20 protein-coding genes are annotated in these 17,222 nt (G+C 73.7%); 15 read left to right on the forward strand and 5 right to left on the reverse strand.

Annotated features, from left to right (window positions below; all coding sequences use genetic code 11):
* Positions 1-67 precede the first annotated feature (67 nt).
* The 5 genes from ACQFYA_RS04755 (at position 68) to ACQFYA_RS04775 (ending at position 3,764) form a co-directional block, all read left to right on the forward strand.
* The gene (locus ACQFYA_RS04755; RefSeq protein ID WP_499121906.1) at positions 68-694 is read left to right on the forward strand and encodes a hypothetical protein; all 627 of its coding nucleotides are present in this window, start codon (positions 68-70) and stop codon (positions 692-694) included.
* An 86-nt stretch (positions 695-780) separates the two neighbouring features.
* Positions 781-1,581: a pyrroline-5-carboxylate reductase gene (gene proC / locus ACQFYA_RS04760; protein ID WP_499127438.1), complete on the forward strand. Its 801-nt coding sequence runs from the start codon at positions 781-783 to the stop codon at positions 1,579-1,581.
* Between the two features lie 12 nt (positions 1,582-1,593).
* Positions 1,594-2,202 (forward strand): TetR/AcrR family transcriptional regulator, encoded by a 609-nt coding sequence (locus tag ACQFYA_RS04765; RefSeq protein WP_499121907.1) that lies wholly within the window; start codon positions 1,594-1,596, stop codon positions 2,200-2,202.
* 63 nt (positions 2,203-2,265) lie between these two features.
* Entirely contained in the window at positions 2,266-3,045 is a 780-nt protein-coding gene (locus ACQFYA_RS04770; protein WP_499121909.1) for an ABC transporter ATP-binding protein, read from the forward strand.
* The gene (locus tag ACQFYA_RS04775) at positions 3,042-3,764 is read left to right on the forward strand and encodes an ABC transporter permease (protein WP_499121910.1); all 723 of its coding nucleotides are present in this window, start codon (positions 3,042-3,044) and stop codon (positions 3,762-3,764) included. Before ACQFYA_RS04770 ends, ACQFYA_RS04775 begins: the two co-directional genes overlap by 4 nt.
* A 266-nt stretch (positions 3,765-4,030) precedes the next feature.
* Here the strand turns inward: ACQFYA_RS04775 and ACQFYA_RS04780 are convergent, their stop codons facing one another.
* From ACQFYA_RS04780 to ACQFYA_RS04790, 3 genes are all read right to left on the reverse strand, one after another.
* Positions 4,031-5,410: a phytase gene (locus ACQFYA_RS04780; protein ID WP_499121911.1), complete on the reverse strand. Its 1,380-nt coding sequence runs from the start codon at positions 5,408-5,410 to the stop codon at positions 4,031-4,033.
* A gap of 90 nt (positions 5,411-5,500) precedes the next feature.
* Positions 5,501-6,172: a potassium channel family protein gene (locus tag ACQFYA_RS04785; protein ID WP_499121912.1), complete on the reverse strand. Its 672-nt coding sequence runs from the start codon at positions 6,170-6,172 to the stop codon at positions 5,501-5,503.
* Positions 6,173-6,195: 23 nt separating this feature from the next.
* Complete coding sequence (locus tag ACQFYA_RS04790; protein WP_499121913.1) at positions 6,196-7,584, reverse strand: TrkH family potassium uptake protein; 1,389 nt, start codon at positions 7,582-7,584, stop codon at positions 6,196-6,198.
* 64 nt (positions 7,585-7,648) lie between these two features.
* Here ACQFYA_RS04790 and ACQFYA_RS04795 point away from each other — a divergent pair, with 64 nt between their 5' ends.
* Together ACQFYA_RS04795 and ACQFYA_RS04800 are read left to right on the forward strand one after the other, a co-directional pair.
* Positions 7,649-8,824: an acetoin utilization protein AcuC gene (locus ACQFYA_RS04795; protein ID WP_499121915.1), complete on the forward strand. Its 1,176-nt coding sequence runs from the start codon at positions 7,649-7,651 to the stop codon at positions 8,822-8,824.
* Between the two features lie 152 nt (positions 8,825-8,976).
* Positions 8,977-9,075 carry a 30S ribosomal protein bS22 gene (locus ACQFYA_RS04800; protein WP_003792170.1) on the forward strand — a complete coding sequence of 33 codons (99 nt, stop codon included), beginning with the start codon at positions 8,977-8,979 and terminating at the stop codon, positions 9,073-9,075.
* A 94-nt stretch (positions 9,076-9,169) separates the two neighbouring features.
* On the opposite strand, the gene ACQFYA_RS04805 is transcribed toward ACQFYA_RS04800, so the two are convergent.
* A complete protein-coding gene (locus ACQFYA_RS04805) occupies positions 9,170-9,973 on the reverse strand; it encodes an HAD family hydrolase (protein WP_499121917.1) in 804 nt (267 codons plus the stop codon).
* Between the two features lie 35 nt (positions 9,974-10,008).
* On the opposite strand from ACQFYA_RS04805, the gene ACQFYA_RS04810 reads away from it, so the two are divergent.
* On the forward strand, positions 10,009-10,284 hold the full coding sequence (locus ACQFYA_RS04810; protein ID WP_499121918.1) for a glutaredoxin family protein: 276 nt from the start codon (positions 10,009-10,011) through the stop codon (positions 10,282-10,284).
* Positions 10,285-10,303: 19 nt separating this feature from the next.
* The gene (locus ACQFYA_RS04815) at positions 10,304-10,963 is read left to right on the forward strand and encodes a redox-sensing transcriptional repressor Rex (RefSeq protein ID WP_499121919.1); all 660 of its coding nucleotides are present in this window, start codon (positions 10,304-10,306) and stop codon (positions 10,961-10,963) included.
* A gap of 108 nt (positions 10,964-11,071) precedes the next feature.
* Here ACQFYA_RS04815 and ACQFYA_RS04820 read toward each other — a convergent pair whose 3' ends face one another.
* On the reverse strand, positions 11,072-11,644 hold the full coding sequence (locus tag ACQFYA_RS04820; RefSeq protein ID WP_499121921.1) for a YceI family protein: 573 nt from the start codon (positions 11,642-11,644) through the stop codon (positions 11,072-11,074).
* 77 nt (positions 11,645-11,721) lie between these two features.
* On the opposite strand from ACQFYA_RS04820, the gene ACQFYA_RS04825 reads away from it, so the two are divergent.
* The 6 genes from ACQFYA_RS04825 to ccsB all read left to right on the forward strand — a co-directional run bounded on the left by ACQFYA_RS04825 (position 11,722) and on the right by ccsB (position 17,178).
* Positions 11,722-12,303: a MarR family winged helix-turn-helix transcriptional regulator gene (locus tag ACQFYA_RS04825; RefSeq protein WP_499121922.1), complete on the forward strand. Its 582-nt coding sequence runs from the start codon at positions 11,722-11,724 to the stop codon at positions 12,301-12,303.
* Positions 12,304-12,364: 61 nt separating this feature from the next.
* Positions 12,365-13,009 carry a histidine phosphatase family protein gene (locus ACQFYA_RS04830; RefSeq protein ID WP_499121923.1) on the forward strand — a complete coding sequence of 215 codons (645 nt, stop codon included), beginning with the start codon at positions 12,365-12,367 and terminating at the stop codon, positions 13,007-13,009.
* Positions 13,009-13,641, forward strand: coding sequence for a TlpA family protein disulfide reductase (locus tag ACQFYA_RS04835; RefSeq protein WP_499121925.1), 633 nt, complete (start codon positions 13,009-13,011; stop codon positions 13,639-13,641). Before ACQFYA_RS04830 ends, ACQFYA_RS04835 begins: the two co-directional genes overlap by 1 nt.
* Positions 13,641-14,417: a cytochrome c biogenesis CcdA family protein gene (locus tag ACQFYA_RS04840; protein ID WP_499121927.1), complete on the forward strand. Its 777-nt coding sequence runs from the start codon at positions 13,641-13,643 to the stop codon at positions 14,415-14,417. The genes ACQFYA_RS04835 and ACQFYA_RS04840 overlap by 1 nt, the downstream gene beginning before the upstream one ends.
* Positions 14,417-16,192, forward strand: coding sequence for a cytochrome c biogenesis protein ResB (gene resB / locus ACQFYA_RS04845; protein WP_499121928.1), 1,776 nt, complete (start codon positions 14,417-14,419; stop codon positions 16,190-16,192). Before ACQFYA_RS04840 ends, resB begins: the two co-directional genes overlap by 1 nt.
* A gap of 2 nt (positions 16,193-16,194) precedes the next feature.
* Positions 16,195-17,178 (forward strand): c-type cytochrome biogenesis protein CcsB, encoded by a 984-nt coding sequence (ccsB, locus tag ACQFYA_RS04850; protein WP_499121929.1) that lies wholly within the window; start codon positions 16,195-16,197, stop codon positions 17,176-17,178.
* Positions 17,179-17,222: the final 44 nt, after the last annotated feature.

Below are 17,222 nucleotides of genomic sequence, written 5' to 3' on the forward strand. Positions count from 1 at the left end.
CGATCGATCCCGGGCGGCGCGCCCTAGGCTGCGGGGTGCACCGCCGCCGACCCCGCAGGAGGACATCGTGAGCCAGGCACGCACGGGCGGGAAGGGCCGCCCGTCGCCCGAGGTGTTCCGCCGCCGTCGGATCGTGGTGGCCTCGGCCGCGGGCGCGCTGGTGCTGCTGGTGGTGCTGCTGACGGCGTTCGTGTGGCCGGGGTTCGCGCGCGACGAGCCGGAGCCGCAGGCCACGGTGACGGCGCCGGTGCCGACGCCGACGATCTCGCCGAGCGGCCGGCCGGAGGCCCAGACGGCCTTCCTCCAGGCCCAGCCGGACACGGTGCTGGCGCTCGCGCTGCGCGAGGCCACCGAGGACGAGACGTGGGAGAGGGACGCCGACGCCGTCGAGGCGTGGCAGCTCACCTACGCGGACGGTGACGGCGAGGGCGCCGCGTCCGTACAGGTGCACGCCGGCCAGTGGGAGGACGACGACGCCGCGACGAGCGCGTACGAGGCGCTCGTCCAGGCCGCGGGCGAGCCGACCGGCGAGGGCGAGGTCTCGGTGGGCGGCAAGGCCACCGGGGCGTACGTCGTGACGCCCGGATCCACCGAGGGCACCGCCGTCGTCACGTGGCGCAACGGCACCGCGGTGCTGCAGGCCACGGGTCCGGCGGACCTCGTCGAGGACTTCTACTCCGCCTACCCCCTGTAGGCCGGGCCGCCCGGCGGCGACGTACCGTGGTCCCCGTGAGCGAGCAGAATGACGAGCAGGCCGGTGCCCGGACGAGCGGCGTGACGATGGCGTTCCTCGGGACGGGCAACATGGGCGAGGCGGTGCTGGCCGGCGCGCTGGCCGCCGGGGTCGCCCCCGAGGACGTGGTGGCCACCTCCCGGCGCGCCGAGCGCGGCGCGCACCTCACCGAGCGCTTCGGGGTCCGCGCGACGACGGACAACGTCGCCGCCGTGGCCGGCGCGCACGTCGTGGTGGTCGGCGTGAAGCCGAAGGACGTGGGCGCGATGCTCGACCGCGTGGCCGACTCCCTGGAGCCGGGCGCCGTCGTCGTGAGCGTGGCCGCCGGGCTGCCGCTGTCGTTCTTCGAGCAGCGCCTTCCCGCCGGCACTCCCGTGGTGCGCGCGATGCCGAACACCCCCGCCCTGGTGGGCGCGGGCGTCACCGCCGTGGTCGGCGGGTCGGCGGCCCGCGAGGACGACGTAGCGCTCGTGGAGCAGGTGCTGTCCGGCTCCGGGCACGTGTTCCGCGTCGCGGAGAAGGACATCGACGCGTTCGGCGCGCTGGCCGGCTCCGGCCCCGCCTACGTGTTCTACGTGGTCGACGCGATGGCGGAGGCCGGCGTGCTGCTCGGTCTCACCCGCGACGTCGCGCGCCGCCTCGCGGTCGAGACCGTGCTCGGCTCGGCGAAGCTGCTCGACGAGACGGGGGAGCACCCCGTGCTGCTGCGGGAGAAGGTGTCCTCGCCCGGCGGCACCACCGTCGCGGCGCTGCGCAAGCTGGACGACGGCGGCGTGCGGGCCGCGTTCCTCGACGCGCTCGAGGCGGCGCGGGACCGGTCGCGCGAGCTCGCCGCCGAGCACGGCTGACGGAGCCCGGTCGTGGCGGGCGAGGCGCGGCGGGGCCGCCGGCCGGGGGGTCAGGACACCCGCGAGCCGGTGCTCGCCGCCGCCCGCGAGGAGTTCCGCGAGCGCGGCTACGAGGCGGCGTCGGTGCGCTCGGTCGCACGGCGCGCGGGCGTCGACCCCGGCACCGTGCGGCACTGGTTCGGCGACAAGACGCACCTGTTCACCGCCTCCCTCGGCCTGGCGGACGTCGACCCCGCGGCGATCGTGCGCGCGGCGGCCGAGGGCGGGCCTGTCGGGACGCTGGGGGAGCGGCTGGTGCGCTCCGTCGTCGACGTGTGGGACGCGGACTACGGCGAGACCGTGCGGATCGTCATCCCGGCCGTGATGGCCGACCCCGGGCTGCGGGTGCTGCTGCCGCAGTTCCTCGGGGCGGAGCTCCTCGGGCCGATCGTGCAGCGGCTGGACGTCGCGGACGCGCGGCTGCGCACGGCGCTGGTCGCGTCGCAGATGGCGGGCGTGCTCCTGACGCGCTACCTGGTGCCGATCGAGCCGCTGGCGTCGTCGTCACCTGCCCGGGTCGCGGCGCTGGTCGGGCCGACGGTGCAGCGCTACCTCACCGGGGAGCTCCCCGCCGAGGACTGAGGTGCGGAGGTCGGAGGGCCCGGGCCATTGCGCTCACGCCCCGGCGGGAGCAGAATTCTTCACATGGTGAATAAGGACGACGCTGTCCGGGCCCGAGGCCTGCGGGTCGAGCGCGGCGGCCGGACGATCATCGACGGGATGGACGTGTCCGTGCCCGCCGGCCAGGTGGTCGGCCTGCTCGGGCCCTCCGGCTCGGGCAAGACCACCCTGCTGCGCGCCGTCGTCGGCGTCCAGGCGCGGGTCGCCGGCGAGATGACCGTGCTCGGCGAGCCCGCCGGGGCGGCCGGGCTGCGCCGCCGCGTCGGCTACGTGACGCAGGCCGCCTCCGTGTACACCGACCTCACGGTGCTGCAGAACCTGCGCTACTTCGCCCGGCTGGCCGGCCTGCCCGGCGCGGGCGCGGAGGCCGCCGTCCGGCGCGCGGTCGCCACCGTCGACCTGGGCGGGCACGAGAAGCAGCGTGTCGGCACCCTGTCCGGGGGCGAGCTGTCGCGCGTCTCCCTCGCCGCGGCGCTGGTCGGCGACCCCGAGCTCCTGGTGCTCGACGAGCCCACCGTCGGCCTCGACCCCGTACTGCGCCGCGACCTGTGGGCGATGTTCCGGCGGCTCGCCGGCGAGGGCCGCACGCTGCTGGTCTCCAGCCACGTGATGGACGAGGCCACCCAGTGCGACCGGCTCCTGCTGCTGCGCGACGGCGCCCTCGTCGCCGACCTCACGCCCGCGGAGCTCCTCGCGCGCACCGGCGCGCCCGACGCCGAGCGCGCCTTCCTCGCCCTGATCGACCAGCAGGCCACCACGTCCGGCTCGGCGTCCGGGCCGACGACCGGGGAGGGACAGCGATGACGCTCACGCTGGACACCGCGAGCCGGGTGCTGGCCCAGCTCCGGTTCGACCACCGCACCGTGGCGCTCATCCTCGTGCTGCCGTGCCTGCTGCTCGGCCTCATCGCGTGGATGTTCGACGGCACCCCCGTGCTCGACCAGTTCGGTCCCATGCTCGTCGGGCTGTTCCCGCTGATTGTGATGTTCCTCGTGACGAGCGTCGCGACCCTGCGCGAGCGGCAGTCCGGCACCCTCGAGCGGCTCATGACGACGCCGCTGCGCAAGGGCGACTTCGTGGCCGGCTACGCGCTCGCCTTCGCCGGCCTCGCGCTGCTGCAGTCGCTGGTGGTCGTGGGCTTCGCCCTCGCCGTCGGCATGGACGTGCTCGGCCCGCTGTGGTTGGTGATCGCCGTCGCCATGCTCGACGCCGTGCTCGGCTGCTGCCTGGGCCTGGCGGCGTCGGCGCTGGCGCGCAGCGAGTTCCAGGCCGTGCAGATGATGCCCGCCGTGATCTTCCCGCAGCTCATCACCTGCGGCCTGCTCATGCCGCGCGACGAGATGCCGCAGGTGCTCGAGTGGCTCTCGCGCGTCTTCCCGCTGACCTACGCGGTCGAGGCCATGCAGACGCTGGCCGCCGGCGGCGAGTGGGGCGACGTGCGCGGGGCCGTGGGAGCCATCGCCCTGTTCATCGTCGGCGCCGTCGTCCTCGGCGTCGCGACCCTGCGTCGTCGGACGGCCTGACCGACGCCTGCCCGCTGGTCGAGCCTGTCGAGACCTGGACGGCGTGGTCTCGACACGCTCGACCGACGACAGGATCGCTGGTCGAGCCTGTCGAGACCTGGACAGCGTGGTATCGACACGCTCGACCGACGACAGGATCGCTGGTCGAGCCTGTCGAGACCTGGACGGCGTGGTCTCGACACGCTCGACCGACGACAGGATCGCTGGTCGAGCTTGTCGAGACCTGGACGGCGTGGTCTCGACGGTCTCGATCGACGGGGAGGGCGTCAGCGGAACCGCGGGTCGTTGCCGGCCCGGGTGCTGACGACGAGGCCCAGGCGGTCGGCGACATCGTCCCAGCCGACGTAGGAGAAGCCCGTGGCGTCGCCGCGGCCGGGCTCGACGTCGGCACCGGTCTCCGGCTCGTCGTGGGTGACGAGGAGGCCCTCGTCGAAGTCGCCCACGGGGCGGTGCGTGACCGCGAGGCCGTCGGAGCCGTTCACGTCGTCGACGCCGCCGGTGCCCGCGACCCGGAAGGTGCCGAGGGCCTGGTGGCGGCCGGTCGTGGAGTAGACGGAGTACGTGTCGTCGCCCTGGCTGGAGACGATGACGTATCCCGTGCGGCCGGGCCCGTGGTAGACGTCCACGCCCTCGGCGTCCGCGGTGAGGCGGTCGCCGCCGAACGGGGCGCCGGCGGCCGGATCCACCGGCTCGCACTCCTCGGTCACCGGGTCCCAGGCGTCGGCCACGCCGAAGTCCGTGACCTCGTCGACGAGGCGCGGCTCGCCCGAGCCGAGCGGCAGCGGCAGGCTCCACAGGCCGACGTCCTCCTGCGCGGCGTACAGGGTGCCGGTGCGCTGGTCCACGGACAGGCCCTCCAGCTGCGGCCCCACGCCCGGCTCCTCGCACGGCGTCCAGGTGCTGCCGTCGGGCAGGTCGAACGACGCGGGCAGGTCCAGGTGCTCGACGTCGTCGTACCCGACGGTGCCGTCGGCGCGGGGCAGGAGCCGCGCGGTGGCGACCGCCGTCGTGCCCTCCTGCGTCACGACGGCGTAGGCCGCGCCGTCGCGGGCCTGCCACACGGCGAGCCCGTACGCCGTGTGCTCGGTGTCGACGCCCGCGCGGTCGGGTTGGAAGAGGAAGTCCTGCTCGGGGGCGGTGATCTCGGTGAGCGGCCGGTCCGCGTCGGCGCCGTCCGGGTCGACGGCGAAGAACCGGAGCTGGTCGTTGTAGCGGTCCGAGACGACGGCGACGTCGACGGTCTCGCCGCCCACCCGCAGCCCGTACGCGACGTCCACGTTGTTGTAGCGGCCCGGGACGCCGTCCGCGCGCGGCGCCGGGTCGGCGGCGAGCGACTGCAGCTCGCGGCCGTCGGTGTCGTACACGCGCAGGCCGCCCTCCTTGGCGGTGGCCAGCACGAGCGACGCGTCGTCGTCGCCCGGGTGCACCCAGATCGCCGGGTCGTCGCCGGAGGCGTTCCCGCCCTCCTCGTCGTCGTAGAGGACGGGCGTCTCGATGCCGGTCGTCACGGTCGCGACGCCGCCGTGCGGGTGCCCATGACCGTGGCCCGGTCCGTGGCCGCCGTGACCCCACGCCGCGGAGGCGGGCACGAGGGCGAGCGCGGGCAGCAGGAGCAGCGCCGGCAGGGCGCGTCGGGGGGATCGCATGGACCCCGAGCGTGCCCCTCGTCGATGGCGCCCCGCTGTCCCGCGGGCGAACTCGGGGCGAACCGCAGGTGCCGGGGTCGTGCGGCGGCGCTACGGCCGCGCCGAGAACCGCTCCAGCAGGTCGGCGTGGCCCGAGCACACCAGCAGGTCGTTGGCGCTCACGCGGGTCTCGGGCGTCGCGTACGTGAACTCGACGCCGGGCGACTTCACGCCGATGACGGTGACGCCGTACCGCTTGCGGATGTCCGACTGGGCGAGGGTGAAGCCCTGCATCTCCTTCGGCGGGCGCATCTTCACGATCGTGAAGCCGTCCTCGACCTCGATGTAGTCGAGCATCTTGCCGCTCACGAGGTGCGCGACGCGGGAGCCGGCGTCGGCCTCGGGGTAGACGACGTGGTGGGCGCCGATGCGGGTGAGGATGCGGCCGTGCTCCGCGGAGATCGCCTTGGCCCAGATCTGCGGGGTGCCGATGTCCACGAGGTTCGCCGTGATGAGCACGGACGCCTCGAGCTCGGTGCCGACGCCCACGACCGCGACCCCGAAGTCCTTGGCCCCGAGCTGGACGAGGGCCTCCGCCTCCGACGCGTCCGCCTCCACCAGCGGCAGCCGGCCCGACCACTGCGCCACGAGCTTCTCGTCCCGTTCCACGGCGAGCACGTCCTGGCCCAGCCGGTCCAGCGTGGTCGCGAGCGACGAGCCGAAGCGGCCGAGGCCGATCACCAGCACGCCCGCGTCGCGTGCGGGGGCCTTCTTGTCGGGCACGGTTCTCCTCTTTCCGGTACGGGTCACCCGATGATCGGGCGCTCCTCGGGGAAGCGTACGATGCGGCGCCGGTCGCGCAGCGCGAGGGCGCCGAGCAGCGAGATGACCCCGACGCGGCCCACGAACATCAGCGCGCACAGCACGTACTTGGCGGCGTCGGGCAGGGTTCCGGTGACTCCGGTGGACAGGCCCACGGTGGCGTAGGCGGAGATCACCTCGAACAGCGCCTCGGACAGCTGCAGGTCGGTGAGGCGCAGCAGCGCGAGGCAGGAGACGAGCACCGCGGTGGCGCCCATGAAGACCACGGCGATGGACAGCCGCAGCGTGTCGCGCGGGATGCGGCGGCCGAACACCTCCGTGTCGGCGTCGCCGCGCGCCTCGGCGACGATCGCGAGCAGCATGACGGCGAACGTCGTGACCTTGATGCCGCCCGCCGTCGACGCGGAGCCGCCGCCCACGAACATGAGCGCGTCCGTGACCAGCCAGGTCTCCTGCGTCATCCCCTCCACGGGCACGGAGCTGAACCCCCCGGAGCGCGGCATCACGGAGGCGAACACCGACGACAGGATCTTGGTGGCGAAGCCCTGCCCGCCGAAGGTCGCGGGGTTGGCCCACTCCATCGCGCCGATGAGGACCGCGCCGCCGACCAGGAGCGCGAGGCTGGTGGTCACCGTCAGCTTGGTGTGCAGCGACAGGGCCCGGACCCAGTGCTTGTGCCGGCGCCGGTTGGTGAGCACGTTGAGGATCACGGGGAAGCCGAGCGAGCCGATGAACACGCCGAGCGCGATCGGCACCAGCACGAACCAGTCGGAGGCGAACGGGAGCAGGCCGTGCTCGGTAGGGACGAAACCGGCGTTGTTGAACGACGAGATCCCGTAGAACAGGGCGTGCCACGCCGCGGTGCCCGCGCCGTCGCCCAGGGCGAGGAAGCGCGGGAACAGCAGCAGCGAGATGCACAGCTCGATACTGGTGGCGGTGATGATGATGGTGCGCAGCAGGGCGCCCACCTCGCCCAGCCGCTCCGTCTTCGTCTCCGACGCCGTGAGCAGCTTCTGCGTCAGGCCGAGCCGCCGGGACACCGCGAGGCCGAGCAGCGAGGCGAGGGTCATGACGCCGAGGCCGCCCACCTTGATGCCCACGAGGATGACGACGTGCCCGAACTCCGACCAGTAGGTCGCGGTGTCGTGCACGACCAGGCCGGTCACGCAGACCGCGGAGGTCGCGGTGAAGAGGGCGTCGACGACGGACGCGCCGCGGCCGGACGCCGTGGCCCACGGGGTGAGCAGCAGCAGCCAGATCACGGTGATGACGGCGGCGAACACCGTCATCGCGAGCCTGGCGGGGTACTCGCGTGCCGCCCGGTTGGCCCACCCGCGCAGCGAGAGCCCGCGACCGCCCCACGTCCCCGGCACCCTGACCCCTCTCGCCCCTCAGTCGCTGGGCACAGCCTGCCACGCCGTCGGCTACCGTGACGGGATGCGCGTCGCCCGGCTGCTGTGGAGTCCTGAGCTCCTGCGCTACGACTTCGGCCCCGGGCACCCCATGGCGCCCGCCCGCCTCGACCTGACGATGCGGCTGGTCACGGAGCTCGGGCTCCTCGACGAGCCCACGCTCGAGGTGGCGGACGTCGCGCCCGCCCCCGACGCCCTGATCGAGACGGTGCACGACCCCGCGTACGTCGCCGCGGTGCGCCGCGCGGCCGCGACCGGGATACCGGACCTGGTGCGCGGGCTCGGCACCGAGGACGACCCGGTGTTCGCGACGATGCACGAGGCGGGAGCCCGGCTCGTCGCGGCGTCGGTCGACGCGGCGGAGTCGGTCTGGTCGGGACACGTGGCGCACGGCGTGAACATCGCGGGCGGCATGCACCACGCGCAGCGCGGCGCCGCGTCCGGGTTCTGCATCTACAACGACGCCGCCGCCGCGGTGCAGCGGCTGCTGGACCTCGGGGCGGAGCGGGTGGCCTACGTCGACCTCGACGCCCACCACGGGGACGGCGTCGAGGCGATCTTCTGGGACGACCCGCGCGTGCTCACCGTCTCGGTGCACCAGGACGGGCACACCCTGTTCCCCGGCAGCGGCAACGCCGGGGACACGGGGGGCACGGCCGCGCAGGGCACGGCGGTGAACGTGGGGCTGCCGCCGCGCACCGACGGCGCGCACTGGCTGCGCGCGGTGGACGCCGTCGTCCCGGCGGTGGTGCGCGAGTTCCGGCCGCAGGTGATCGTGTCGCAGCACGGCTGCGACGCGCACGGCAACGACCCGCTCACGGACCTGAACGTGGGGGTGGCCGCCCAGCGCACGGCGGCGCGCTGGGTGCACGAGCTCGCGCACGAGCTCGCCGACGGCCGCTGGGTGGCGCTCGGCGGCGGCGGGTACGCGGTGGTCGACGTCGTCCCGCTCGTGTGGGCGAGCCTCGTCGCGGAGGCGGCGCACGCGCCCCTGCCGCTCGGCCTCGTGCTCCCGGAGTCCTGGCGTCGGGAGGTCGAGGAGCTCTCCGGCCTCGACCCCGCCGAGCGTCTCGGCAGCGGGGACGTCGTCTGGCGGCCCTGGGCCGACGGCTACGACCCGGCCGACGACGTCGACCGCGCGGTCCTCGCCACCCGGCGCCACGTCTTCCCGACCTGGGGGCTCGACCCCTACCGCGACTGACGTCACGCCGGCGGCGGCGGGCAGCGGTCGGGCGGACGCCCGGAGTCGGGTACCCTGGGGGACGGACTTTTCCGCGTTGGTCGGCTGCTCCTGGACACAGGACTCCTGGGACCAACCGTGTTCCACCGACCGACAAGCATTGTGAGGACCTCATGGGCTCCGTCATCAAGAAGCGCCGTAAGCGCATGGCGAAGAAGAAGCACCGCAAGCTGCTGCGCAAGACGCGCCACCAGCGTCGCAACAAGAAGTGACCTCGTCCGCCGGCTGAGTCCGGCGGGCAGAGCGTGAACGGGCCCGGCACCTCCTCGGAGGTGCCGGGCCCGTTCGTCGGTTCGGGGTGGGGGGTCAGCGACCCTGGATCCGCCGCCGGATCGAGCGCAGGACGAGCCCCGCCACCCAGGCGGCGCCGGCCCACGACGCCGTCTTCATGCCCCGGCCGGCCACCCGCCGCCCGCGGCCGCGGAACTCGCGGATCGGCCAGCCGACCTCCTTGGCGTGCCGGCGCAGCCGGACGTCCGGGTTGATCGGGCAGGGGTGCCCGACGGTGCGCATCATCGGCAGGTCGTTGAGCGAGTCGCCGTAGGCGTACGACGCGGCAAGGTCGATGTGCTCGCGCTCGGCGAGCTCGCGGACGGCGGCGCCCTTGGCCTCACCGTGCATGAGGTCGCCGACGAGGCGGCCGGTGTAGAAGCCGCCCGAGTGCTCCCCGATGGTGCCGAGACAGCCGGTGGCGCCGAGACGGCGCGCGATGAGGCCGCCGATCTCGACCGGGGTCGCGGTGACGAGCCACACCTGGTCGCCGGCGGCGAGGTGCTCGTCGAGCAGCCGCTTGGTGCCGGGGAAGATCCGGAGCTCCAGCACGGTGTCGTAGACGTCCTCGCCGACGGCGGTGATCTCCGCCACGGAGCGGCCCGCGATGAGGGACAGGGCCCGGCTGCGCACGGTCTCGATCTGCGTGCGCGACTCCCCGAAGACCAGGTACTTCGCCTGGATCAGCGCGAACCGCAGCAGGTCGCGGGTGCCGAAGAACCGGCGCTGGTACAGGGCGCGCGCCAGGTGGAACGCGCTGGCCCCACGGATGATCGTGTTGTCGACGTCGAAGAAGGCCGCCGCGCGCACCGGAACGGAGGACTCGGTGGGCGACGGCATGCGGCCCACTGTATCGGCGCGGATACGCTGTGCAGGTGAGCAGGCCGCAGGGATCCGCAGGCGACCCCCGGGTGCTGCTGTACACGCGCGACGGCTGTCACCTGTGCGACGAGGCACGGGCCGTGGTCGAGGACGTGTGCGGCGCGGCGGGGGAGGCATGGCGCGAGGTCGACATCGACGTCGACGACGCTCCGGGCGGCGACCTGGTGGGCAAGTATGGGGACTACGTGCCCGTCGTCGAGGTGGACGGCGTGCAGCAGGGCTTCTGGCGGGTGGACGCCGCGCGGCTGGCGCGTCGGCTGGCACGCTGAGCCCGGGGAGGACGACGGAGTGATCGAGCTCGGTGAGGCGACGGTGCCGGCCGCGACAGTGGCGCGGCTGCCCTACTACCTGCGCGCCCTGCGCGACCTGGCGGACGCCGGCGTGACGACGACGTCGTCGTCGGAGCTGGCGGAACGGTCGGGGGTGGGTTCGGCGCAGCTGCGCAAGGACCTGTCGTACCTCGGGTCGTTCGGCACGCGAGGCGTCGGCTACGACGTGCAGTCGCTGGCGCAGTACATCGCGACGGCGCTGGGCCTGGGGTCGGAGCACCGCCTGGCCATCGTGGGGGTCGGCAACCTGGGGCACGCCCTGGCGAACTACTCGGGGTACGCGGCCCGCGGGTTCCAGGTGGTGGCCCTGCTCGACGCCGACCCGCAGGTCGTGGGTGGGACGGCGGCCGGGTTGGCGATCGAGCACGTCGACGCGCTGGAGGACGTGCTGGCGCGCACCGGCGTGTCGATGGTCGTGCTGGCGACGCCGGGGCCGGTGGCGCAGCCGATCGCCGAGCGGATCGTCGCGTGCGGGGTGCGGGAGATCCTCTCCTTCGCGCCCGTCGCGCTGCAGCTGCCCGACGACGTCGTCGTGCGCTCCGTGGACGTGGCCGGCGAGCTGCAGATCCTCGCGTTCCACGCCGCCGCCCGCGCGGCGACGAACGGCACGCCGAGATAGAGAAGCTGGAACCGCGAGATAGAGAAGCCCGGACGGGTCCGCACTGGTTGCGGACCCGTCCGGGCTTCTCTATCTCGCGGTTCCAGCTTCTCTATCTCGGCGAGAGGCTCAGGCCTGCTTGATGGCCGAGACGTCGAGGACGATCTTGATCTTGTCGCCGACGAGGACGCCGCCGGTCTCGAGCGCGGCGTTCCAGGTCAGGCCGTAGTCCTTGCGCGAGATCTCGAGCGCGGACTCGAAGCCGGCGCGCGGGTTCCCGAACGGGTCGGTCGCGGTGCCGGTGAACTCGGTGGGGAGCTGGACGTCGTTGGTCACGCCGTTGATGGTGAGGGCGCCGGAGATCGTGTAGTCGTCGCCGTCCGTGCTGATGCCCTTCGAGGCGAAGGACCAGACCGGCTTCTCCTCGGCGTGCCAGAAGTCCGCGCTCTTGAGGTGCGCGTCGCGGTTCTCGTCGTTGGTGTTGACCGACGCCGCGTCGAGCTCGGCGGTGACGGCGGACGACTCGAGGTCGTCGCCCACGGAGATCTCGCCGGACGTGATCGCGATCGTGCCGCGCACCTTGGCGATCCCGGCGTGGCGCACGGAGAACGAGGCGGTGGAGTGGGCGGGGTCGATGGCGTAGGTACCGGCGGTCAGGCCTGCGGGCAGCGCGGTCATGGTGTCTCCTCGGGTGTCGGTCATGCGGGCGTTCCCTAGGTAGTTGAGCACTCAACTACCGTCACGGGGGAGAGAACACGCCGGTCTCGTAACCTATTCCCGTGGGCGGGACGACGAACGCGCAGCGGCGCGACGACCAGGACGACGTGGACGTGCGCTGGCTGGACGAGAACCAGCAGTGGGAGTGGCGACGCTTCCTCGAGGGGACGTCCCGGTTCTTCGAGGCGCTCGGCGACGCGCACGACGCGGGCCTGGCGGTGACTCTCAACGAGTACCACCTGCTGGTGCAGCTCTCGGAGGCGCCGGAGCGGACGCTGCGCATGTCGGCGCTCGCGGAGTTCCTCGCCCTGTCCCGCAGCAGGCTCACGCACACCGTCGACCGCATGGAGCAGCGCGGCCTCGTGGTCCGCACCCCCGTGCCGGGCGACCGCCGGGGCGTGAACTGCGTCATGACCGACGCCGGGTACGCGGCCCTCGTGGAGTCCGCGCCGGGTCACGTCACCGCCGTGCGGCGGCTGCTGGTCGACGCGCTCGACCCCCGGGAGATGGCGGTGCTGGGCCGCGCGATGGCCAAGGTCGCGGCCACCGCGCGGGGCATCGACCCGGCCGAGCTGCTCGCCACCGAGCCCGGTGCCGCGGTGTCCGCCGCCCCGGTCGAGGGGTCGCGCGCCGCTGCGGAGTGAGGGGCATCACGCCTGGCTGGGCGGGACCTGGGTGCTCCACAGTTCTGGGACACTGGGGGGCATGGCCACCACCACCGTCCATCTCGTGCGGCACGGCGAGGTCCACAACCCGGACGGGGTCCTCTACGGGCGCATCCCCGGCTATCGGCTGTCCGAGCGCGGTCAGGCGATGGCGCGCCGCGTGGCGGAGCACCTGTCCGGCGCGGGCCGCGACGTCGTCGCCGTCGTCGCCTCGCCGCTGCAGCGCGCGCAGGAGACCGCGACCCCGACGGCCGAGGCCTTCGGCCTGACCCTCGCCACCGACGACCGCCTCGTCGAGGCCGGCAACCACTTCGAGGGCACGACGATCGGGAGCAACCCCGCGCAGCTCGCCCACCCCCGCTACTGGCGCTACCTGTGGAACCCGGCGCGCCCGTCCTGGGGCGAGCCGTACGCCGACCAGGTGACCCGGATGCGGGCCGCGGTGGACGACGCGCGCCGCGCGCACGACGGTCACGAGGTGGTGCTGGTCAGCCACCAGCTTCCCGTGTGGGTCACCCGCCGGTCGTACGAGGGCGCCTCCCTGGCGCACGACCCGCGTCGCCGTCAGTGCGCGCTGGCGTCGCTGACGTCGCTGCGGTTCGACGGCGAGACGTTCCTCGGCCTGCACTACTCCGAGCCGGCCGCGGACCTGCTCGCCGGCGCCGACCCGGTCCCGGGGGCGTGATGCGCACCACCACCTCGCGCGCGCTGCGGCGCGCTGCGGCCGTCACGGGTGCCGTCGTCGCGGCGGGGCTCCTCGCCGCGTGCGGCGCGCAGGACTCGGGCGCGGGCGACGTCGTCGGCCAGGGCTTCGTCTCGGGCGACGGGTCCGTGAAGCAGTGGGACGCGGGCGACCGCGAGGACCCGGTCACCGTGGAGGGCACCACCTTCGAGGGCGACGACGTCAGCACCGAGGACTGGCGCGGCGACGTGGTCGTGGTGAACACCTGGTACGCCGGGTGCGCGCCGTGCCGGGCCGAGGCTCCCGACCTCGTGGACCTCGCGAACGACCGTGAGGCCGACGGGGTGCGGGTGCTCGGCATCAACACCGAGGACGAGGCCGGCGCCGCCACCGCCTTCCAGCGCACCTTCGACGTGCCGTACCCGTCGATCGAGGACCGCAGCGGCCAGGTCGTGGCCCGGCTCTCCGGCGTCGTGCCCCTGCAGGCCGTGCCGTCCACCGTCGTGCTTGACGCCGAAGGCCGCGTCGCCGCGCGCGTCATCGGGCAGGCCGAGGCGTCCACCCTCGACGCCATCGTCGAGGAGGTGCTCGCCGAGTCGGACGGCTCGGGCGACGGCGCCGCGAAGGGCGCCTGATGGGCGACACGTTCGCGGCCACCGCGTTCAGCGGCTCGATGCTGCTGGCGCTGCCGGTCGCGGTGATCGCGGGCCTGGTGTCGTTCGCGTCGCCGTGCGTGCTGCCGCTGGTGCCCGGCTACGTCGGGTACGTCAGCGGGATGGCCGCCGCGACCGCGGGCTCCGGGGCGAAGGGCCGCGGCGCGCCGCAGGACCCGGCCCGGCGGCGCGTCGTCGCCGGCGTGGGGCTGTTCGTGCTCGGCTTCACCGCCGTGTTCGTCGCGCTCATGGCCGCGGCCGGTGCGCTCGGGTCCTACCTCGTGCAGTGGGAGGACACGATCATGCGCGTCCTCGGCGTGGTCGTGATCCTCATGGGCCTGGCCTTCCTCGGCGCCGTCCCGTTCCTGCAGCGCGAGCGCCGCATGCACCTGAGCCCGCGCGCGGGCCTGTGGGGCGCGCCGCTCCTCGGCGTGGTCTTCGGCCTGGGCTGGACGCCGTGCATCGGCCCCACCCTCGCGGCCGTGCAGGCGCTGTCGCTCGACCAGGCGTCGGCCGGCCGCGGCATCGTGCTGGGCGTCGCGTACTGCGTCGGGCTCGGTGTGCCGTTCCTGCTGGTGGCGCTCGGGCTGCAGTCGTCCCAGCGCATGCTCGGCTTCCTGCGGCAGCACCGGCTGGGCATCCAGCGCGCCGGCGGCGCTCTGCTCGTGCTGGTCGGCCTGGCGCTGGTGACGGGCCTGTGGGCCTCGTGGACCAGCCAGCTCCAGGGCTGGATCGGCGGATTCGTGACGGTGGTGTGATGAGCGAGAAGGCGACCTACCGCCCCGAGGGCATCCACGACGCGTTCACCGAGGGACGCGCCCAGGAGGTTCCCGCGGCGCCTCACGGCGGGCCCACCAAGCCCGGCGGCCCGACCCTCCCGTCCCTCGGCTGGCGCGGCGCGCTGCGCTGGACGTGGCGCCAGCTCACGAGCATGCGCGTGGCGCTCATGCTGCTCATGCTGCTCGCCGTCGCGGCCGTGCCCGGCTCGGTGCTGCCGCAGCGCAGCCAGGACGCCGCCCGGGTGCTCGAGTACCTCGGCGACCACCCCACGCTGGGGGAGTGGCTGGACCGGTTCGGCTTCTTCGAGGTCTACAGCTCGGTCTGGTTCTCCGCCATCTACATCCTGCTGTTCGTGTCGCTGGTGGGCTGCATCGTCCCGCGGACGCTCTCGCACGCCCGCGCGCTGCGGAACCGCCCGCCGAAGACGCCCGTGCGGTTCGGCCGGTTCCCCGCCACCGCGGAGGGCACCACCGCGGCGTCGCCGGACGAGGTGACGGACGCGGTGGCCGCCCACCTGCGGGGCCCGCTGCGACGCCTGCCCACCTTCCGGGTCGACGTCGGGGCGGAGGAGCCGCGGCTCGGGCGGCCCGCCACCCGCACCGTCGCCGCCGAGCGCGGCTACCTCCGCGAGACCGGCAACCTCCTGTTCCACCTGGCGCTGCTGGGCCTGCTGGTCTCGGTGGCCCTCGGCCAGCTGCTGCACTACCGCGGGCAGGCGATCGTCACCGAGGACCGCGGCTTCGCGAACGCCGTCGTCGACTACGACACCTTCGACAAGGGCGCGTGGTTCCAGCCGTCGTCGCTGACGCCGTTCTCCATGACGCTGGACTCGTTCGACTCCGAGTTCGCGTCCGACACCGTGGCCTTCGCGCAGGCGCGCGACTTCACCGCGCACGTCACCGTGACCGAGCCGGACGGCGCGCAGAGCGCCGAGCAGATCAAGGTCAACCACCCGCTGACCGTGGACGGCGCAAAGATCTACCTGCAGGGCAACGGCTTCGCGCCCGAGATCACGGTCAAGGACGGCGCCGGCGAGACGGCCTTCGCCGGCCGGGTGCCGTTCCTGCCCGAGGACACGATGTACACCTCGCGCGGCGTCGTGAAGGTGCCGGACGTCTCCGGCGGCCAGGAGCAGATCGGGCTCGTCGGGTACTTCCTGCCGACCGCCGTGGTCGACCAGGACGGCTCGGCGCGCTCCGTCTTCCCGCAGCCGAACAACCCGCTCCTGGTGCTCGAGGTGTACCGCGGCGACCTGGGGCTGGACGACGGCGTGCCGCAGAACGTGTACCGCCTCGACACGGCGAACCTCACCCCGTCCGTGGACGAGGACGGAGAGACGGTCAAGATCCTGGTGAAGCCGGGGGAGACCGTCGACCTGCCCGACGGGCTCGGCACCGTCTCGCTCGGCGAGGACGTGCCCCGCTACGTCGCGCTCGACCTGCGGTTCGACCCGTCGCTCGCCTTCGTGCTGACGTTCGCCCTGCTGGCCCTCGGTGGCCTCGCGGTCTCGCTGTTCACGCCGCGTCGCCGCGTCTGGGTGCGATCATGGGAGGCCACGGACGGCGCGGGCCGGCCCGTGACCCGCGTCGAGCTCGCCGGGCTCGCGCGCGGGGACGACGCCGGCCTGCAGCGCGAGGTCGACAAGGCCATGGCCGCGGTGCCGGGCCTCGACGACGTCGGCCCGCCCGCTGACGACGACCGCAGCACCGACCGGCCCGAACCGCAGAGCACGACCACCGTCACGGAGGACTGACCATGCAGATCGCCGAGCTGAGCGTGCTGCTCGTCTGGGGCGCCGCGACCGCGCTGACCATCGCGCTCGTGGCGTTCGCGATCGACCTCGGCCGCCGCACCGAGGCCCGGGCCGAGGCGCACGCCGAGGCGCGCGTCCCGGCCGCCGTGGGCGCCGGCGCGTCCGGCGCCACGACGCCCCCCGCGGGCGTCGTCGCCGCGGACGCCGCGCCCCCGCGCCGTCGTGCCGCGGGCATCGCGATGTCGACCACCTGGGTGGGCACGGCGCTGCTCCTCGTGGCGATCGTGCTGCGCGGCATCGCCGCCGGCCGCACGCCCTGGGCCAACATGTACGAGTTCACGCTCGTGGGCTCGTTCATGGCGCTGGCCGTCTTCCTCGGCATGAACGTGCGCAAGGACTTCAAGTTCCTCGGCGCGTTCGTCACCGGCCTGGCCGTGCTGTTCCTCGTGCTCGGGCTCAACGTCTTCTACGTCGCCGCGATGGGCGTGCAGCCGGCGCTGCAGAACTACTGGCTCGTCATCCACGTCGGCGTCGCGATCAGCGCCACCGGCATCTTCACCGTCGCGTTCGTGTCGTCCGTGCTGCAGCTGGTGCGCGACAGCCGCGACTCCGGCTCGCCGTACCTGCAGCGGCCCGGCTTCCGCTGGCTCGACCGCGTGCCGACGCCCACCTCGCTGGAGGCACTGTCGTTCCGGCTGAACGCCGTGGGCTTCGTGCTGTGGACGTTCACCATCATCGGCGGCGCCATCTGGGCCGAGCACGCCTGGGGCCGGTACTGGGGCTGGGACCCCAAGGAGGTCTGGAGCTTCGTCATCTGGGTCGTCTACGCGGCCTACCTGCACGCCCGCACCACGCGCGGCTGGGACGGCCGTCGCGCCGCCTGGTTCGTGGTGGTCGGCTACCTGTGCGTGCTGTTCAACTTCACCGGCGTGAACCTGATCTTCAACGGCAAGCACTCGTACTCGGGCCTCAACACCGAGAACTGATCCGGTCGCCCGCCCCCACCGCGTTGTGGGTACGAAAACGGCGT

Origin of the sequence: Promicromonospora sp. Marseille-Q5078, assembly GCF_050315395.1 — a bacterium.
In the GTDB taxonomy this organism is placed as follows: Bacteria; Actinomycetota; Actinomycetes; order Actinomycetales; family Cellulomonadaceae; genus Isoptericola.